Source organism: Pseudomonas sp. NMS19W (assembly GCF_051554255.1).
Classification (GTDB): Bacteria; Pseudomonadota; Gammaproteobacteria; order Pseudomonadales; family Pseudomonadaceae; genus Aquipseudomonas; species Aquipseudomonas kribbensis.
Genome location: NZ_CP136718.1, coordinates 1,233,135 through 1,250,920, shown reverse-complemented (window position 1 = coordinate 1,250,920; position 17,786 = coordinate 1,233,135). Strand labels below are relative to the sequence as shown.

Below are 17,786 nucleotides of genomic sequence, written 5' to 3'. Positions count from 1 at the left end.
CGACAACGGCCAACCATGCGCACCAGTCAATTTTTGCTCGCCACACAGAAAGAAACGCCTTCCGACGCGGTCGTCGTCAGCCATCAGCTGATGCTGCGCGCCGGCATGATCCGCAAACTCGCCTCGGGCCTGTACACCTGGCTGCCGATGGGCCTGCGGGTAATGCGCAAGGTGGAAGCCATCGTTCGCGAAGAGATGAACGCCGCGGGCTCTCTGGAAGTGTTGATGCCGAGCACCCAACCGGCCGAGCTGTGGCAGGAATCGGGGCGCTGGGAAGAATACGGCCCTGAGCTGCTGCGCATCAAAGACCGTCACGGTCGCGACTTCTGCGCGGGCCCGACCCACGAAGAAGTGATCACCGATCTGATGCGCAACGAGTTGAGCAGCTACAAGCAGCTGCCAATCAACCTGTACCAGATCCAGACCAAATTCCGTGACGAAATCCGCCCACGCTTCGGCTTGATGCGCGGCCGTGAATTCATCATGAAGGACTCGTACTCATTCCATGCAGATCAGGCATCGCTGCAGATCACCTATGACCGCATGCACGAAGCGTACTGCAACATCTTCACCCGCCTGGGCCTGAAGTTCCGTCCGGTCGAAGCCGACAACGGCTCCATCGGTGGCGCCGGTTCCCACGAGTTCCACGTACTGGCCGAGTCCGGCGAAGACGATATCGTCTTCAGCAACGGTTCCGACTACGCCGCGAACATCGAGAAAGCCGAAGCCGTACCGCGTGAAACCTCCCGCGCTGCGCCGGCCGAAGAGCTGCGTCTGGTCGACACTCCGGACACCAAGACCATCGCGGCCCTGGTGGAAAAATTCGGTCTGCCGATCGAAAAGACCATCAAGACCCTGATCGTGCACGCCGAGGAAGAAGGCAAGCTGATCGCCCTGGTCATCCGTGGCGACCACGAGCTGAACGAAATCAAGGCTGCCCAGCAACCTGGCGTCGCCAGCCCGCTGGTCATGGCGTCCGACGCCGAACTGCGTGACGCCATCGGCGCCGGCGCTGGTTCCCTCGGCCCGCTGAACCTGCCACTGCCGATCATCATCGACCGTTCGGTCGAGCTGATGAGCGACTTCGGCATCGGTGCCAACATCGACGACAAGCACTACTTCGGCGTGAACTGGGAGCGTGACCTGCCGGTTCCGACCGTGGCCGACCTGCGCAACGTCGTGGCCGGCGACCCAAGCCCGGACGGTAAGGGCACCCTGGAAATCAAGCGCGGCATCGAAGTCGGACACATCTTCCAGCTGGGCAACAAGTACAGCAAGGCGATGAAGTGCGAAGTGCTGGGCGAGAACGGCAAGCCTGTGACCCTGGAAATGGGTTGCTACGGCATCGGCGTGTCCCGCGTGGTGGCTGCGGCCATCGAGCAGAACAACGACGAGAACGGCATCATCTGGAGCGACGCCCTGGCGCCATTCCAGATCGCCCTGGTACCGCTGCGCTATGAAACCGAGCAGGTGCGCGAAGCCACCGACAAGCTGTACGCGGAACTGACCGCGGCCGGCTTCGAAGTGCTGCTGGACGATCGCGACAAGAAAACCAGCCCGGGCATCAAGTTCGCGGACATGGAGCTGATCGGCATTCCACACCGGATCGTGGTCAGCGACCGCGGCCTCGCCGAAGGCAACCTGGAATACAAGAGCCGTACCGAAGGCCAGGCGCAAGCGCTGCCGGTTGCCGACGTACTGTCCTTCCTGCAGGCCCGTATCCGCCGCTGAAACCAGATAGAGTCCTCATGTTCAAGCGAAACACCTTAGGCCTCGGTGGTGCCGCCCTGTGCGGCACCCTGCTGGTCAGCGGCTGTGCCAATCACATGTCACAGCGCAGCGAGCACGAAGAGCGGGTCGAGCGGAAGCTGCTCGATCACAGCCTGCAGATCGATGTCGGTGAGCCTAAGGTGCTTGAGCTGCCGCAGAGACGCGTAAAGATCAACGAGCAGAAAACCTTCGAAGTCACTGAGTACGAAGTGACCCGTCGTTATGACCGTTACACGCCTTATCAGCCCTGGCGCGAAATCTACGAGATTCCGCTGGGTGCAGTGGCGGTGGTGGCCGGCGTCGGGGCCAACGTGGTCAACGTATTCGCCTTCGGCACCCTGCCAGACAGCGTGACCAAGGACTGGCTGAGCTACGGGTTCGCCGGGCTCAACCCGTTCATGAACGTGCAGTCCCACGGTCGTGCGCAGCAGAACCTGGCCGGTATCGATGAAGTCCAGCGCGACAAGCGCATGGAGTATTCGAGCCTGCCGTGGAGCGAGCGTCCGGTGCAGGTCAAGGCCGGCAAGCAGACCTTCGACATGACCACCGACCGCAACGGCGTGCTGCGCCTGAACCTGCTGGACAGCCCGTTCGCTGAAAACGATCTGAACCATGTCGGCAAACTGCAGATCAGTGTCGAGGACGCCAAGGATGACGTGCATTCCGACTCGTCCCTGACGATCAGCAGTCACCTGCGCGGCAAGCTGCTGGAAGCCCACGGTCTGATTTACGACGATCTGGAAGACGACGAAGTGAGCCAGTGGGTGCACCGGGTCAAACGTCTGTCGGAACTGGGTCTGGAAGAAGAAGCCAGTGAGCTGGAACAGAGCCTGATCGAGCTGACACGCAACGATCCCGAGTTGCAGGCCGAGTTCGTCAAGTCGCTGACCAAGGATGCCGGGCGACTGGTGGCGGACCCGGGTCCGAACTGACAACGCTTATAGAAGAGCCCGAACCTGTTTCGGGCTTTTTTATGTGCGCTACCGCTCGAACAACTCCATCTGCTCGAACCCGCCGCGCAAATCCTCCAGCCGAACCCCCACCCCAAGCAGCCGCACCGGTTTGCCACCGCGATTGAACGCCTGCGTCAGCATCAACTGATAACTGCCCAGATCCCGCCCTGCCCCGGCCTGCTCCAGTGTGGTCTGGGTGAAGTCATGGAATTTCACTTTGACGAACGGCTTGCCCGGCCGGTAGCTGCTGTCGATCCGCGCCATGCGGGTTTTCAGGGTTTCCAGCAATTCAGGGAGCTTGTCCAGGCAACTGCGCAGATCCGGGAGGTCGACGTCGTAGGTGTTTTCCACACTGATAGACTGACGACGACTGTCGTTATGCACCTGTCGCTCATCTATCCCACGGGCCAGACTCCAGAGTCGCTCGCCAAAACTACCGAATTCGCGCACCAACGCCAGCTTGTCCCACTCGCGCAGTTGCGAGCAGTCGTTGATTCCAAGCTTGCCCAGTTTGTCCGCAGTGACCTTGCCGACGCCGTGCAACTTGCTCACCGGTAGACCACTGACGAAGTCTTCGACCTGATCCGGGGTGATGACAAACAGGCCGTTGGGCTTTTTCCAGTCGCTGGCGATCTTGGCCAGAAACTTGTTCGGTGCCACCCCGGCCGAGACCGTGATGTGCAATTGATTGGAGACCCGGCGCCGGATGTCCTGGGCAATCCGCGTGGCGCTGCCACCGAAATGCGCACTGTCCGAAACATCAAGGTAAGCCTCATCCAGCGACAGCGGCTCGATCAGGTCGGTGTAATCGCGAAAGATCGTGTGAATTTCCTTCGATGCCTCGCGGTAGGCGTCCATACGCGGTTTGACGATGGTCAGGTCCGGGCACAGTTTCAAGGCATGCCCGGAGGACATCGCCGACCGCACGCCGTAAGCCCTCGCCTCATAGTTGCAGGTAGCGATCACCCCGCGCCGGTCTGCCGAACCACCCACCGCCAGCGGTTTACCGGCCAGACGCGGATCGTCACGCATCTCGATGGCGGCGTAGAAACAGTCACAGTCGATGTGGATGATTTTTCGCTGGGTCATGACAGAAAAGGAAACGTGGCAAGCCGGATGGGCAGTATCTCACTGACACCTGTATATAGCACCAGTGGTATGAAGGTTCTTTTCCAGCGGTAGGAAACGTCCGTTGAATTTATTTTCTCAATCGGAAATCGCTGACCAATAGAGCTGAAACCCGCGCCCTGCCTGACCTGCGGCCCCGCCAGCGGCCTCAAAAAATAGCTAACCAATTGAACCAGAACAGATTTTATCCGGATTCAAGGTTGACACCCCGGCGATCCTCTGTAGAATGCCCGCCACACAGACGCGGGATGGAGCAGTCTGGTAGCTCGTCGGGCTCATAACCCGAAGGTCGTCGGTTCAAATCCGGCTCCCGCAACCAAACATCGAAAAAGGCCAATCGAAAGATTGGCCTTTTTTGTGCGCGTCTGTTTTTCATTGGGCAATCATCCGGGCCAAACAGGAATCCTTTGCAATTCCGAAACTTACCGCCCTCCTGCGACGGATTGACGCGATTTCACGCTTATTTGACCCTTCGCGGGATTAACGGTTGACACCCCGCCGTTCGCCTGTAGAATGCCGCCACACAGACGCGGGATGGAGCAGTCTGGTAGCTCGTCGGGCTCATAACCCGAAGGTCGTCGGTTCAAATCCGGCTCCCGCAACCAAACATCAAAAAAGGCTGCTCGAAAGAGTGGCCTTTTTTGTATCTGTGGAAAAAGTCCTTTCGCAACAATGATCTGTCATCGTGCAGTGAACCGCTCAGGATCTTCAGACCCGCCGAGTTGCGACTATGCTTGAGTCGCAGGCAAGAGGTCTGCAATCCGGGACCTGCCCTCGCCGATACCCGACGAGAGGCGTAGTATTTTGTGATTATTTTTTTCTACAGGGATTGGTAACTTGGCTGGATACCCCCATCCTGTCGCGCACAATCCAAGAGGTGATTGATGCGCGCCAACTCGTCTGATCCACAAGACACCCTCACCGTGAATCCATCGATCAAGCCCGAGCGCATGCGCTTGCTGGATCGAATCAGCAAATACCGGCAACCGATTGGTCTGGCGGTCACTTTGCTGTTGTTCGCTATCGCGCTGATTGCCTGTCGCCATCTGCTCAGCGAACTCGACCTCTATGCCCTGCACGACTCGATTCTCGACGTGCCGAAGCCGGCCCTGCTCGGTGCTTTCGGCGCGACCGTCGTCGGCTTCATCATTCTGCTGGGCTACGAATGGTCGGCCAGCCGCTATGCCGGCGTGACCATCCCGCCGCGCACGCTGGCGCTCGGTGGCTTCACGGCTTTTGCGATCGGCAACGCCATCGGCCTGTCGATGCTGTCCGGCGGCTCGGTGCGTTACCGTTTATATGCACGGCTTGGCCTGGGCGCTTCGGAAGTCGCGCACATGACCCTGTTCGCCAGCCTGTCGCTGGGCTGCGCCCTACCCCCGCTGGCGGCACTGGCCACCCTGAGTGACCTGCCGGCGGCTTCCCAGGCGCTGGGCCTGTCCGAAGGCCTGCTGGCCACGATTGCCTCTGCCGTGCTGTTGCTCGGCGCGATTCTGGCCATGGGCATTTATCGTCGGCGTCTGCCGGAACAGCCTTATCGCGACAATCTGCTGGTCAAGGTCGGCCGCCGCACCTTGCGCCTGCCGGGCCGCCGCCTGACGTTCCTGCAACTGGTCATCACCGCCCTCGACGTCGCCGCTGCCGCTACCGTGTTGTACATGCTGCTGCCGGAAGCACCGCCATTCGGCGCGTTCCTGCTGGTGTACCTGCTGGCCCTGGCGGCCGGCGTGCTCAGCCATGTACCGGGCGGTGTCGGGGTTTTCGAAGCGATTCTGCTGGCGGCCTTCGCCGACAAACTCGGCGCAGCACCGCTGGCCGCCGCCCTTCTGCTCTATCGCATGATCTATGTGGTGCTGCCATTGCTGGTGGCCTGCGTACTGCTGCTGATCAATGAAGGTCAGCGGCTGTTCCAGACCCAGACCATGCGCGCCGCTTCCGGTCTGGCCGCACCGATCCTCGCGGTATTGGTGTTCCTGTCCGGCGTGGTGCTGCTGTTCTCCGGTGCCACCCCTGAAATCGACACGCGCCTGGAACACATCGCCTACCTGATCCCCCATCGCCTGGTCGATGCCTCGCACTTCGGCGCCAGCCTGATCGGCGTGCTGTGCCTGATGCTCGCCCAGGGCCTGCGTCGCCGGCTGTCGGCGGCGTGGATGCTGACCACCATTCTGCTGCTGGTGGGCGCCCTGCTCTCGCTGCTCAAGGGTTTCGACTGGGAAGAAGCGACGCTGATGACCCTCACCGCCGCGCTGCTGGGGGTGTTCCGTCGTTCGTTCTATCGCCCGAGCCGTCTGACCGAAGTGCCGTTCTCGCCGCTGTATCTGGTGGCGAGCCTGTGCGTACTCGGCGCTTCGACCTGGCTGCTGCTGTTCGCCTACCAGGACGTGCCGTACAGCCATCAGTTGTGGTGGCAGTTCACCCTCGACGCCGATGCCCCGCGCGGTTTGCGTTCGCTGCTCGGCGCTGCGGTGCTGTTGCTGGTGATCGCCCTGACCTGGCTGCTGCGTACCGCCCGCCCGGTGATTCATCTGCCGACCCCGGACGAGCTGGAGCGCGCCTCGAAGGTATTGATGGCCTCCTCGCAACCGGACGGCGGCCTGGCCCTGACCGGTGACAAGGCGTTGCTGTTTCACCCCAACGACGAAGCCTTCCTGATGTACGCCCGTCGCGGCCGCAGTCTGGTGGCGCTGTACGACCCGATCGGCCCCGGCCAGCAACGGGCGGAAATGATCTGGCAGTTCCGCGACCTGTGTGACATCCACCACGCCCGTCCCGTGTTCTATCAGGTGCGCGCCGAGAACCTGCCGTACTACATGGACATCGGCCTGACCGCGATCAAGCTCGGCGAAGAAGCCCGGGTCGATCTGCATCGCTTTGACCTGGATGCCAAGGGCAAGGAGATGAAGGACCTGCGCTACACCTGAACCGTGGCACCCGCGACGGTCTGTCGCTGGAGATCTTCGAGCCGGGCCAGGCGCCGATGGATGAGCTCAAGGTGATTTCCGATGCCTGGCTGACCGGCAAGAACGTACGCGAGAAAGGCTTCTCCCTCGGCCGTTTCAGCGACGATTACCTGAAGCATTTCCGCATCGCGGTGATTCGCTTCGAAGGCCGCCCGGTGGCGTTCGCCAACCTGCTCGAGACTTATAGCCATGACCTGGCCAGCCTCGATCTGATGCGCTCGCACCCGGACGCCCCCAAGCTGACCATGGAGTTTTTGATGGTCGGTCTGATTCAACATTATAAGAGTCACGGATACGCGCGTTTCAGCCTGGGCATGGTGCCGTTGTCGGGGTTGCAACCCCGTCGTGGTGCACCGCTGACCCAGCGTCTGGGCTCGATGGTTTTCCGCCGTGGTGAGCAGCTGTACAACTTCCAAGGCTTGCGCCGCTTCAAAGACAAGTTCCAGCCTGACTGGGAACCCCGTTATATGGCAGTGCCCGCCGGACTCGATCCGCTGGTGGCACTGGCCGATACTGCTGCCCTGATCGCGGGCGGCTTGACTGGATTGGTGAAACGCTGATGATTCAACGCTCCCTGAAGTACATCCTGGCCGCACTGATTGTGCTGGCCGTGATTGCCGGCGGCGGTTACTGGTACCTCAAACGCCCGGCACCGGAACCGACCCTCGAACAGCTAAAACCGGCTGACGGCACCGTCATGACCCGGGTCATCCCCGGCACCAAGCCCAAGGCCCAGGTGCTGGTGGCGGTCGAGGACGACAAGAAACTCACCGACAATCAGCTGACCACCCTGAGCCGCAGCGCCTCGGCGCAGATCGTCCAGGTGATTCTGCCCAAGGACTGCCTGCTGCAAAGCCGCGCGCTGCAAAGCGGCCTGCGCGAACTGAACGGCCCGGCGACCCTGGTCAGCGGCATCGGCCCTAGTGCGGTGCTGGCCTGGCGCTGGCTGTCGGAACAGAAGGACGACAAGGCCCAGGCCGTGTCGGTCGATCTGGCCCTGGAAAAAGGCGGCTGCACTCACCTGCTGCCAAAATCTGCCGCCCACGGCCACTGGCTGGTGGCCTGGAACGACAACCCGGACGACACCAGCGCCGGTTTCGTGCGCGATCAACCGAACGCCGAAACCAGCATCAGCGACTACGACATCAACCTGCCGCAAGTGCTGAACAACGAACTGCGCAAGATCCTCGTCGGTGGCGACAAGGCCAACGGCGGCCTGCAGATCCCGGTGGTGGAAGTCCCGGCCGGCCAGGCCAAGGACACCGTGACCCTGTTCCTGTCCGGTGACGGTGGCTGGCGAGATCTCGACCGCGACGTGGCCGGTGAAATGGCCAAGATCGGATACCCGGTGGTCGGCATCGACACCCTGCGCTACTACTGGCAGCACAAGAGCCCGGAACAGAGCGCACTGGACCTGACCGAACTGATGCAGCACTACCGCCAGAAATGGGGCACCAAACGCTTCATCCTGACCGGTTACTCGTTCGGCGCCGACGTCCTGCCGGCCATCTACAACCGCCTGCCGGAAACCGAGCAGCAACGCGTCGACGCAATCATCCTGCTGGCCTTCGCCCGCACCGGCAGCTTCGAAATCGAAGTCGAAGGCTGGCTCGGCAACGCCGGCAAAGAAGCCGCCACCGGCCCGGAAATGGCCAAACTGCCACCGGCCAAGGTCGTGTGCATCTACGGCGAAGAAGAGAAGGATGAAAGCGGTTGCACCGACAAGACCGCGGTGGGCGAAGCGGTGAAACTGCCTGGCGGCCACCACTTCGACGAGAACTACCCGGCGCTGGCCAAGCGCCTGGTGGATCTGATCGAGAAGCGTCAGAGCAAGGATCAGCCGGCAGAGTGATCTGAGGCGCACCAACGAAAAAGCCCCGCAACCTCACGGTTGCGGGGGCTTTTTCATTCTCGGAGCTCCCACGGAGAACCATACAGAACTCAGCTGACTGTCAGCGCTTCTTGGACATACCTCGCCCGCATGTCGTCATGGCTAATCGCTTGAGCCGGATTGAAATTGATCAATCGTGCCTCGGCTACCTCTTCAACCCGGAGATTCTCGAGTTCATCCAGCCTTTCTTGTTTCAAGCATTTCTTCATGAACACCCTTCTCCAAGAATGCCGCCTTTCACTCGAACTGCCCTCAGTCCTGGAACAAAGGACAGTTGCCAAGCGAAACTAATTGAAGAATCAACACCTGCTTAGCGCATTGATTCTGTCCGACGCATAGTTTCGCTTACTTCCGGTGGCGCAATATCAGATGACGTCCGAGTACCTTGTAGGCAAACTCCTAATCTCGTATTTGGGCACTTTGCCGCCCTGTTGCACTGTTTTTTGACGGGATACTCTCCAGAGGTCGCTGACCCTTTCAGCGATCGGGTGTGGTAACCCGGATAAACCAGCGCAACAGCGCCCCATTCACAATCACAGGCACTTTCATGCCTGTGATTTCGATTTATGGCAGCTGTGCGTGGGACGCCTTCGGGCGTGCCGGTTTCCTTGGTTCCCGGTTTACCACCCTGCGTACAGCTGCCTCCCTTTCGTGTGGTAACGGAAGTTGCAGCTCCTCGAACCAAGGAGTAACACCATGACCGAAACGAAATCGTCTACACCCACAGACCTTACAACCATCGGCTTCACCTCCTTTCTCTACGGCTCTGGCTCCGATCAAGCGTTTTTCAATGTCCGCTCTGGCGTCCCCATCGTCGAAGCCCTGTCACAGGCTTCAGATCTGTTGTTCCTCGCCAAATCCTTCGCCGAGGATGCCGCCTACGACAAAGAAAACGACCGCCACGCCTGGGCTGCGCATTACCTGACAATCATGGGCAAGGCCTTGATGGATGATGTGACGAAATCCCTGATGCCACGAGTAACGCGGACGAAAACCGAATCTGAAGCAGAATTGCCCGAAAGCATGTAAACGGCACAGAAACGAAAAAGCCCCCGCCAGCCACGAGACTGACGGGGGCTTTTCAGTTCAAACGGAGCCTACATCTCCACCTGCGTCCCCAACTCAATCACCCGGTTCAGCGGCAGATTGAAGAACCGCAGGTTCCCGTTCGCATTCTTCAACATGAACGCAAACAGCGCTTCACGCCAACGGGCCATGCCTTCGAGTTTCGAGGCGATGACCGTTTCGCGGCTGAGGAAGTAGGTGGTGCGCATCGGGCTGAAGTCGAGGTCGTCCAGATGGCACAGCTTCAACGCCTGCGGCACGTCCGGCTCGTCGGTGAAGCCGAAGTGCAGGATCACCCGGAAGAAGCCTTCGCCATGGGCCTCGACCTCGAAGCGTCGGGATGGCGGTACGCGCGGGATGTCTTCGTAGACCACGGTCAGCAGCACAACCTGCTCGTGCAAGACCTGGTTGTGCAGCAAGTTGTGCAACAGCGCGTGTGGCACTGCGTCGGAGCGGGCAGTGAGGAACACGGCAGTGCCCTGCACCCGGTGTGGCGGCTGCACGCGGATACTGCTGATGAAAATCGGCAGCGGCAGCGCGCCTTCGTCCAGGCGCTCGACCAGCAATTGCTTGCCGCGCTTCCAGGTGGTCATGAGGATGAACAAGGCGATACCGGCGACCACCGGGAACGCACCACCCTGCACGATCTTCGGCACGTTGGCGGCGAAGTACAGGCCGTCCACCAGCAGGAAACCGATCAGCACCGGCACAGCCAGCACCGGAGGCCATTTCCACAGCAACAGCATGACCGCCGACACCAGAATCGTGGTCATCAGCATGGTCCCGGTCACCGCCACGCCGTAGGCCGAGGCCAGTGCGCCGGAGGATTCGAAGCCCAGCACCAGCAGGACCACACCGACCATCAGCGTCCAGTTCACCGCACCGATGTAGATCTGCCCCTGCTCATCGCTGGAGGTGTGCTGGATGTACATGCGCGGGATGTAGCCGAGCTGGATCGCCTGACGGGTCAGGGAGAACGCGCCGGAGATCACCGCTTGCGAGGCGATCACCGTGGCCAGGGTCGACAGACCGACCAGCGGAATCAGCGCCCAGCTCGGCGCCAGCAGGTAGAACGGATTGCGCGCCGCTTCCGGGTTGTCCAGCAGCAAGGCACCCTGACCGAAGTAGTTGAGCACCAGCGCCGGCAGCACCAGCAGGAACCACGCCCGGGCAATCGGCTTGCGGCCGAAGTGGCCCATGTCGGCGTACAGCGCTTCGGCACCGGTCAGCGCCAGCACCACGGCACCGAGGATCGCCACGCCCATGCCGGCATGAACCATGAAGAAACGCACGGCCCAGATCGGGTTCAGCGCCTTCAGCACTTCCGGGGAATGGCTGATGCCGTACACGCCGAGGGCGCCGAGCACCAGGAACCAGGTGACCATGATCGGCCCGAAGAGAATGCCGATCCGCGCCGTACCGTGACGCTGGATCAGGAACAGGCCCACCAGCACCACCAGCGACAGCGGTACGACCCAGTGGTCGATGCCATCGAACGCCAGACCCAGACCTTCAATGGCCGAGAGTACGGAAATCGCCGGGGTGATCATGCTGTCGCCGTAGAACAGCGCCGCGCCGATCAGGCCGCAGACCACCAGCAGCGAACGCAACTTCCTGCGCTCCCCCGCCGCCCGCCGCGCCAATGCGGTGAGTGCCATGATCCCGCCTTCGCCCTGGTTGTCGGCCCGCAGGACGAACATCATGTATTTGATCGACACGACCCAGATCAGCGACCAGAAGATCAGCGACAGAATGCCCAGTACTCCGTCGTGATTGACGGGGACGCCATAACCGCCGGAAAACACTTCTTTGAGGGTGTACAACGGGCTCGTGCCGATGTCGCCGTAAACTACCCCGACTGCCGCGACCAGCATGCTCAGCGGTTTTGCAGCCGAATGCTCGGCGCCCGCCGCCTGACTACTTGCCTGACCCATCCAACACTCCTGATTTCCAGACCGGCTTCTTTGAACGAAGCACTATGCTTTTTGATGCAGCATGCGCTGTTTTACCTGTTGTTACAGTCGTTTTGTTGACTGTAAAAAATTGGTAAAGCCCAACGGCGCGAAGCATAGCGCAGCACTCGTCGTATTTCCCTGCATAAAGCTGGTCAAGTGCGCTGCTCATCGCTAGAATTGCGCACTTTTTGATCAGAGGCGCACTTCAAGCGCCCGTCCGTCGGCTTCCACCATCAGGCAAGCGACGTCACAAAACACCGAGGTTAGACATGTCCACCACTCCTGCGCCGGCCAATCCAAAGGTTGGCTTCGTATCTCTGGGTTGCCCGAAAGCACTGGTCGACTCCGAGCGCATCCTGACCCAGCTGCGCATGGAAGGCTATGACGTGGTGTCCACCTATCAGGACGCCGACGTGGTCGTGGTCAACACCTGTGGCTTCATCGACTCGGCCAAGGCCGAATCCCTGGAAGTCATCGGCGAAGCGATCAAGGAAAACGGCAAGGTCATCGTGACCGGTTGCATGGGTGTCGAAGAAGGCAACATCCGTGACGTGCACCCGAGCGTGCTGGCCGTCACCGGTCCGCAGCAGTACGAGCAAGTGGTCAACGCCGTGCACGAAGTCGTGCCGCCGAAACAGGATCACAACCCGCTGATCGACCTGGTGCCGCCGCAAGGCATCAAGCTGACGCCGCGTCACTACGCGTACCTGAAGATTTCCGAAGGCTGCAATCACAGCTGCAGCTTCTGCATCATCCCGTCGATGCGCGGCAAACTGGTCAGCCGTCCGGTCGGCGACGTGCTCGACGAAGCCCAGCGTCTGGTCAAATCCGGCGTCAAAGAGCTGCTGGTGATTTCCCAGGACACCAGCGCCTACGGCGTTGACGTCAAGTACCGCACCGGTTTCTGGAACGGCGCGCCGGTGAAGACCCGCATGACCGAACTGTGCGAAGCGCTGAGCACCCTCGGCGTCTGGGTCCGTCTGCACTACGTTTACCCGTACCCGCACGTCGACGAGTTGATCCCGCTGATGGCCGCCGGCAAGATCCTGCCGTACCTGGACATTCCGTTCCAGCACGCCAGCCCGAAAGTCCTGAAGTCGATGAAACGCCCGGCGTTCGAAGACAAGACCCTGGCGCGGATCAAGAACTGGCGCGAAATCTGCCCGGACCTGATCATCCGTTCGACCTTCATCGTCGGCTTCCCCGGCGAAACCGAAGAAGACTTCCAGTACCTGCTGGACTGGCTGACCGAAGCCCAGCTCGACCGCGTCGGCTGCTTCCAGTACTCGCCGGTCGAAGGCGCGCCGGCCAATGACCTGAACCTCGACATCGTCCCGGACGACGTCAAGCAGGATCGCTGGGAACGCTTCATGGCGCACCAGCAGGAAATCAGCTCGGCCCGCCTGCAAATGCGCATCGGCCGTGAAATCGAAGTGCTGGTGGACGAAGTCGACGAGCAAGGCGCGGTCGGCCGCTGCTTCTTCGATGCCCCGGAAATCGACGGCAACGTGTTCATCGACAACGGCAGCAACCTCAAGCCGGGCGACAAGGTCTGGTGCAAGGTGACCGACGCCGACGAATACGACCTCTGGGCCGAACAGATCTAAACGCGAAAAATACGAAAAGCCCCGCTCTCTTTTACGAGATGCGGGGCTTTTTTACGGCTATCGTTTGTGAGGGGAAGGACTCCCTCATTAATGACAAAGAGGCTATCGGGCATGCGCCACCATTCGGTCATTCACACGCCGAAACTCAGCGATTATCAGGAACTGACCCGGGTCTGGGAGGCCTCGGTTCGTGCCACACATGATTTTCTGCCGGACAGCTACATCGAGCTGCTGCGCAATCTGGTGCTGACCCGCTACCTCGATGCGGTGATGCTGATCTGCACCAGGGACAGCCACCAGCGCATCACCGGGTTTGCCGGCGTGGCGGCGGGCAAGATCGAAATGCTGTTCATCGACCCCCAGCATCGCGGCCAGGGCCTGGGCAAGAAGCTGCTGAGATACGCCATGGAACACCTGAACGCCGATGAACTGGACGTCAACGAGCAGAACCCGCAGGCCCTGGGCTTTTACTTCAAGCAGGGCTTCGAGGTGATCGGCCGGTCGGAAGTCGATGGCATGGGCCAGCCGTATCCACTGCTGCACATGCGTCTGAAACAGCCGGAACAGCGCGCCGTACGCGGCTAAAAGCCACACGGTACAAATGCAATCGCGATTAACCGGCGCCAGGCAGGTACAATGCCCACCCCTTTTTTTGTTACGGCCCTGTCATGACTGACCCGATTCGCCTCTCCAAACGCCTCATCGAACTGGTCGGTTGCTCCCGCCGGGAGGCCGAGCTGTTCATCGAGGGCGGCTGGGTCACCGTGGACGGCGAAGTCATCGACGAGCCGCAGTTCAAGGTCGGCGACCAGAAAGTCGAGCTCGACAAGGACGCCAAGGCCACCGCGCCGGAGCCGGTGACCATCCTGCTCAACGTCCCGGCCGGCATGGATGTCGACACTGCGATGCAATCGCTGAGCGCCGACACCCTCAGCGAAGAACACCGCTACGGCAAGCGACCGCTGCGCGGGCACTTCCTGCGCCTGACCGCCAGCGCCGACCTGCAACCCAAGGCCAGCGGCCTGCTGGTGTTCACCCAGGACTGGAAGGTGCTGCGCAAGCTCACCGCCGACGCTGCGAAGATCGAGCAGGAATACGTGGTCGAAGTCGAAGGCGACATGGTCGCCCACGGCCTCAATCGCCTGCAGCACGGTCTCACCCACAAGGGCAAGGAGCTGCCGCCGGTCAAGGCCAGCTGGCAGAACGAAAACCGCCTGCGCTTCGCCATGAAAAACCCGCAGCCGGGGATCATCGCCCAATTCTGCGAAGCGGTCGGGCTGAAGGTCGTCGGCATCCGCCGTATCCGCATCGGCGGCGTATCGATCGGCAAGGTGCCGGCCGGCCAATGGCGCTACCTGTCCGGCAAAGAGAAGTTCTAAGGCCTCCGTTGCCGCCACACATTCCGGCATCGCGCCTGCGCGGTGCCCACAGCGAAAGATCAGGACTGCAAACATGGTTCATAACGACGTATTGCGCAGCGTGCGCTACATGCTCGACATCAGCGACAAGAAAGTCGTCGAAATCATCAAACTAGGCGGCCTGGACGTAACGCTTGCCGACGTGGTGACCTGGCTCGACAAGAAAGAAGAAGACGAAGAAGGTTTCGTGCGCTGCCCGGACGAAGTCATCGCGCACTTCCTCGACGGTCTCGTGATCTTCAAGCGCGGCAAGGACGAAAGCCGTCCGCCGCAGCCAATCGAAGTGCCGGTGACCAACAACATCATTCTGAAAAAACTGCGCGTGGCCTTCGAACTGAAAGAAGACGACATGCACGCGATCCTCAAGGCTGCCGATTTCCCGGTGTCCAAGCCTGAGCTGAGCGCGCTGTTCCGCAAGGTCGGCCACACCAACTACCGCCCGTGCGGCGACCAGTTGCTGCGCAATTTCCTCAAGGGGCTCACGCTGCGCGTGAGAGCGTAAAAAGCAGCTACAAGTTTCGAGCTGCAAGCATTTGACTTTGCTTGCAGCTTGAAACTTGTAGCTCGAAGCTGGCCGCATGGCCTAGGGTGTACTGAACCCTAGCCCTCAGGATTCGCCATGCATCCATATTTTTCCCTGCAAGGCCGCACCGCCCTGGTGACCGGCGGCACCCGTGGTATCGGCAAAATGATCGCCAAGGCCTTTGTCGAGGCCGGCGCCCGTGTGTACGTCTGCTCCCGTGACGCTGAAGCCTGTCATCAGACCGCTGAAGAGCTCGGAACATTGGGCACTTGCGAGGGCGTGGCGGCGAATCTGGCGACTGAAGAAGGCGTAAAAGAGCTGGCGGAGCGACTGGGCGAGCAGATCACCCATCTGGACATTCTGGTGAACAACGCCGGCACCACCTGGGGTGCGCCGCTGGAGAGCTACCCGGTCAAGGGCTGGGAGAAGGTCATGCAGCTCAACGTGACTTCAGTGTTCAGCTGCATCCAGCAATTCCTGCCCCTGCTGCGCAAGGCCGGTTCGGCAGCGAATCCGGCGCGGATCATCAACATCGGTTCGGTGGCCGGGATCTCTTCCTTCGGCGAACAGGCCTACGCCTATGGGCCGAGCAAAGCGGCCCTGCACCAACTGTCGCGGATTCTCGCCCGGGAACTGGTGAGCCAGCACATCAACGTCAACGTGATTGCGCCGGGACGCTTCCCGAGCAAGATGACCCAGCACATCGGCAACGACCAGCAGGCACTGGCCGAGGACACCGCGCTGATCCCGATGAAGCGTTGGGGCCGCGAGGAAGAGATGGCGGCGCTGGCGATCAGCTTGGCGAGTACCGCCGGGGCCTATATGACCGGGAATGTCATTCCGCTGGATGGCGGGTTCAGTCTTTAGGTCGGCGACGTGGCCGGACGGGTTATCATGCCCGCCCTGCTCCGTTTCGAATGCAAACCATGACTTACAGCGTCTCCCCCATCGGCTTCGTCCGCTCCTGCTTCAAGGAGAAGTTCGCCATCCCGCGCCAGCCGCAACTGGCTCCCGCCGCCCGTGGCGTGCTGGAACTGGTGGCACCGTTCGACCAGGGCGATGCGGTGCTGGGGCTGGAGCAGGTCAGTCATGTCTGGCTGCTGTTCCTGTTCCATCAGGCGCTGGAAGACAAGCCGCGACTGAAAGTCCGCCCTCCGCGCCTGGGCGGCAACAAGTCCATGGGGGTGTTCGCCACCCGCGCCACTCACCGGCCAAACGGCATCGGTCAGTCGGTGGTGAAACTGGACAAGGTCGAGGCCAATCGCCTGTTCATCTCCGGCATCGACCTGCTGGACGGCACGCCGATTCTCGATATCAAACCCTACGTGCCCTACGCCGACATCATCGCTGACGCCTCCAACAGCATCGCCAGTGCCGCACCGAAACTGATCGACGTGCAGTGGACGGACGCGGCGCTGCAACAGGCGCACACGCACGCTCAGCGCCTTGCCGAGCCTTTGGTCGAGCTGATCGAGCAATGCCTGGCCCAGGATCCGCGTCCGGCGTATCAGACGCCCGCACCGGAGCGCGAATACGGCGCGCAGTTCTGGGATCTGGACGTGCGCTGGCATTACCCGACACCGGAGCAGATCCGCGTCCTGGAAGTCGTCCCCGCCGAAGCGTGATCCCCGGAAACGAAAAAGCCCGCGCTGCCTTCTCAGGCAACGCGGGCTTTTCTGTTGGCATCGTCGGGATTACTTCTCGACGAACGCACGCTCGATCAGGTAGTCACCTGGCTCGCGCATACGGGCCGAGATCTTCAGGCCGAAGCTGTCGAGCACTTCGCTGGTCTCGTCGAGCATGCTCGGGCTGCCGCAGATCATCGCGCGGTCGTCCTGCGGGTTGATCGGTGGCAGGCCGATGTCGCTGAACAGCTTGCCGCTGCGCATCAGGTCGGTCAGACGGCCCTGATTCTCGAACGGCTCGCGAGTCACGGTCGGGTAGTAGATCAGCTTGTCACGCAGCGCCTCGCCGAAGAACTCGTTCTGCGGCAGGTGCTCGGTGATGAATTCGCGGTAGGCGACTTCGTTGACGTAACGAACACCGTGGACCAGGATCACTTTCTCGAAGCGCTCGTAGGTTTCCGGGTCCTGGATCACGCTCATGAACGGCGCCAGACCGGTGCCGGTGCTCAGCAGGTACAGGTGCTTGCCCGGGTTCAGGTCGTCCAGGACGAGGGTGCCGGTAGGCTTCTTCGAGATGATGATCTCGTCGCCTTCCTTCAGGTGCTGCAGCTGCGAGGTCAGCGGACCATCAGGCACCTTGATGCTGAAGAACTCGAGATGCTCTTCCCAGTTCGGGCTGGCGATCGAGTAAGCGCGCATAAGCGGGCGGCCGTTTGGCTGTTGCAGGCCGATCATCACGAACTGACCGTTCTCGAAGCGCAGGCCCGGATCGCGGGTGCACTTGAAGCTGAACAGAGTGTCGTTCCAGTGATGAACACTGAGGACACGCTCGTGGTTCATGTTGCTCATGTACGTGGGACTCCTGGAGATTGATCTGCGCTTGCCCGG

At 61.1% G+C, this 17,786-nt stretch carries 13 protein-coding genes, 2 tRNA genes and 1 pseudogene; 13 read left to right on the top strand and 3 right to left on the bottom strand.

Going from position 1 to position 17,786, the window contains the following annotated elements:
* Window positions 1-15: 15 nt before the first annotated feature.
* Window positions 16-1,731, top strand: coding sequence for a proline--tRNA ligase (locus tag R1A29_RS05600; RefSeq protein ID WP_438300875.1), 1,716 nt, complete (start codon window positions 16-18; stop codon window positions 1,729-1,731).
* Between the two features lie 17 nt (window positions 1,732-1,748).
* Entirely contained in the window at window positions 1,749-2,702 is a 954-nt protein-coding gene (locus R1A29_RS05595) for a hypothetical protein (RefSeq protein WP_438300874.1), read from the top strand.
* Window positions 2,703-2,750: 48 nt separating this feature from the next.
* Here R1A29_RS05595 and dinB read toward each other — a convergent pair whose 3' ends face one another.
* Window positions 2,751-3,812, bottom strand: a complete 1,062-nt coding sequence (gene dinB, locus R1A29_RS05590) for a DNA polymerase IV (RefSeq protein WP_114881690.1) — start codon at window positions 3,810-3,812, stop codon at window positions 2,751-2,753.
* Between the two features lie 281 nt (window positions 3,813-4,093).
* On the opposite strand from dinB, the gene R1A29_RS05585 reads away from it, so the two are divergent.
* From R1A29_RS05585 to R1A29_RS05565, 5 genes and pseudogenes are all read left to right on the top strand, one after another.
* Window positions 4,094-4,170: transfer RNA gene (locus tag R1A29_RS05585), tRNA-Met, on the top strand.
* 209 nt (window positions 4,171-4,379) lie between these two features.
* Window positions 4,380-4,456 (top strand) — tRNA-Met (locus tag R1A29_RS05580).
* A gap of 279 nt (window positions 4,457-4,735) precedes the next feature.
* A pseudogene (gene mprF, locus R1A29_RS05575) lies at window positions 4,736-7,374 on the top strand (bifunctional lysylphosphatidylglycerol flippase/synthetase MprF).
* Complete coding sequence (locus R1A29_RS05570; RefSeq protein WP_438300873.1) at window positions 7,374-8,666, top strand: virulence factor family protein; 1,293 nt, start codon at window positions 7,374-7,376, stop codon at window positions 8,664-8,666. Before mprF ends, R1A29_RS05570 begins: the two are co-directional and overlap by 1 nt.
* Window positions 8,667-9,401: 735 nt before the next feature.
* A complete protein-coding gene (locus tag R1A29_RS05565) occupies window positions 9,402-9,734 on the top strand; it encodes a DUF3077 domain-containing protein (protein WP_248744350.1) in 333 nt (110 codons plus the stop codon).
* A 68-nt stretch (window positions 9,735-9,802) separates the two neighbouring features.
* On the opposite strand, the gene R1A29_RS05560 is transcribed toward R1A29_RS05565, so the two are convergent.
* Complete coding sequence (locus R1A29_RS05560) at window positions 9,803-11,644, bottom strand: potassium transporter Kup (RefSeq protein WP_371321039.1); 1,842 nt, start codon at window positions 11,642-11,644, stop codon at window positions 9,803-9,805.
* 350 nt (window positions 11,645-11,994) lie between these two features.
* On the opposite strand from R1A29_RS05560, the gene rimO reads away from it, so the two are divergent.
* The 6 genes from rimO (at window position 11,995) to tsaA (ending at window position 16,898) form a co-directional block, all read left to right on the top strand.
* Window positions 11,995-13,332 (top strand): 30S ribosomal protein S12 methylthiotransferase RimO, encoded by a 1,338-nt coding sequence (rimO, locus tag R1A29_RS05555; protein ID WP_085712910.1) that lies wholly within the window; start codon window positions 11,995-11,997, stop codon window positions 13,330-13,332.
* Window positions 13,333-13,443: 111 nt separating this feature from the next.
* A complete protein-coding gene (locus R1A29_RS05550; RefSeq protein WP_438300872.1) occupies window positions 13,444-13,917 on the top strand; it encodes a GNAT family N-acetyltransferase in 474 nt (157 codons plus the stop codon).
* 83 nt (window positions 13,918-14,000) lie between these two features.
* On the top strand, window positions 14,001-14,711 hold the full coding sequence (locus R1A29_RS05545) for an rRNA pseudouridine synthase (RefSeq protein ID WP_207866681.1): 711 nt from the start codon (window positions 14,001-14,003) through the stop codon (window positions 14,709-14,711).
* 73 nt (window positions 14,712-14,784) lie between these two features.
* Window positions 14,785-15,252 (top strand): DUF1456 family protein, encoded by a 468-nt coding sequence (locus R1A29_RS05540; RefSeq protein WP_434591662.1) that lies wholly within the window; start codon window positions 14,785-14,787, stop codon window positions 15,250-15,252.
* Between the two features lie 117 nt (window positions 15,253-15,369).
* On the top strand, window positions 15,370-16,140 hold the full coding sequence (locus tag R1A29_RS05535; protein ID WP_438300870.1) for an SDR family oxidoreductase: 771 nt from the start codon (window positions 15,370-15,372) through the stop codon (window positions 16,138-16,140).
* Window positions 16,141-16,199: 59 nt separating this feature from the next.
* Window positions 16,200-16,898 (top strand): tRNA (N6-threonylcarbamoyladenosine(37)-N6)-methyltransferase TrmO, encoded by a 699-nt coding sequence (gene tsaA / locus R1A29_RS05530; protein WP_438300869.1) that lies wholly within the window; start codon window positions 16,200-16,202, stop codon window positions 16,896-16,898.
* Window positions 16,899-16,967: 69 nt separating this feature from the next.
* Here tsaA and fpr read toward each other — a convergent pair whose 3' ends face one another.
* Window positions 16,968-17,747 carry a ferredoxin-NADP reductase gene (gene fpr, locus R1A29_RS05525; RefSeq protein ID WP_003222277.1) on the bottom strand — a complete coding sequence of 260 codons (780 nt, stop codon included), beginning with the start codon at window positions 17,745-17,747 and terminating at the stop codon, window positions 16,968-16,970.
* Window positions 17,748-17,786: the final 39 nt, after the last annotated feature.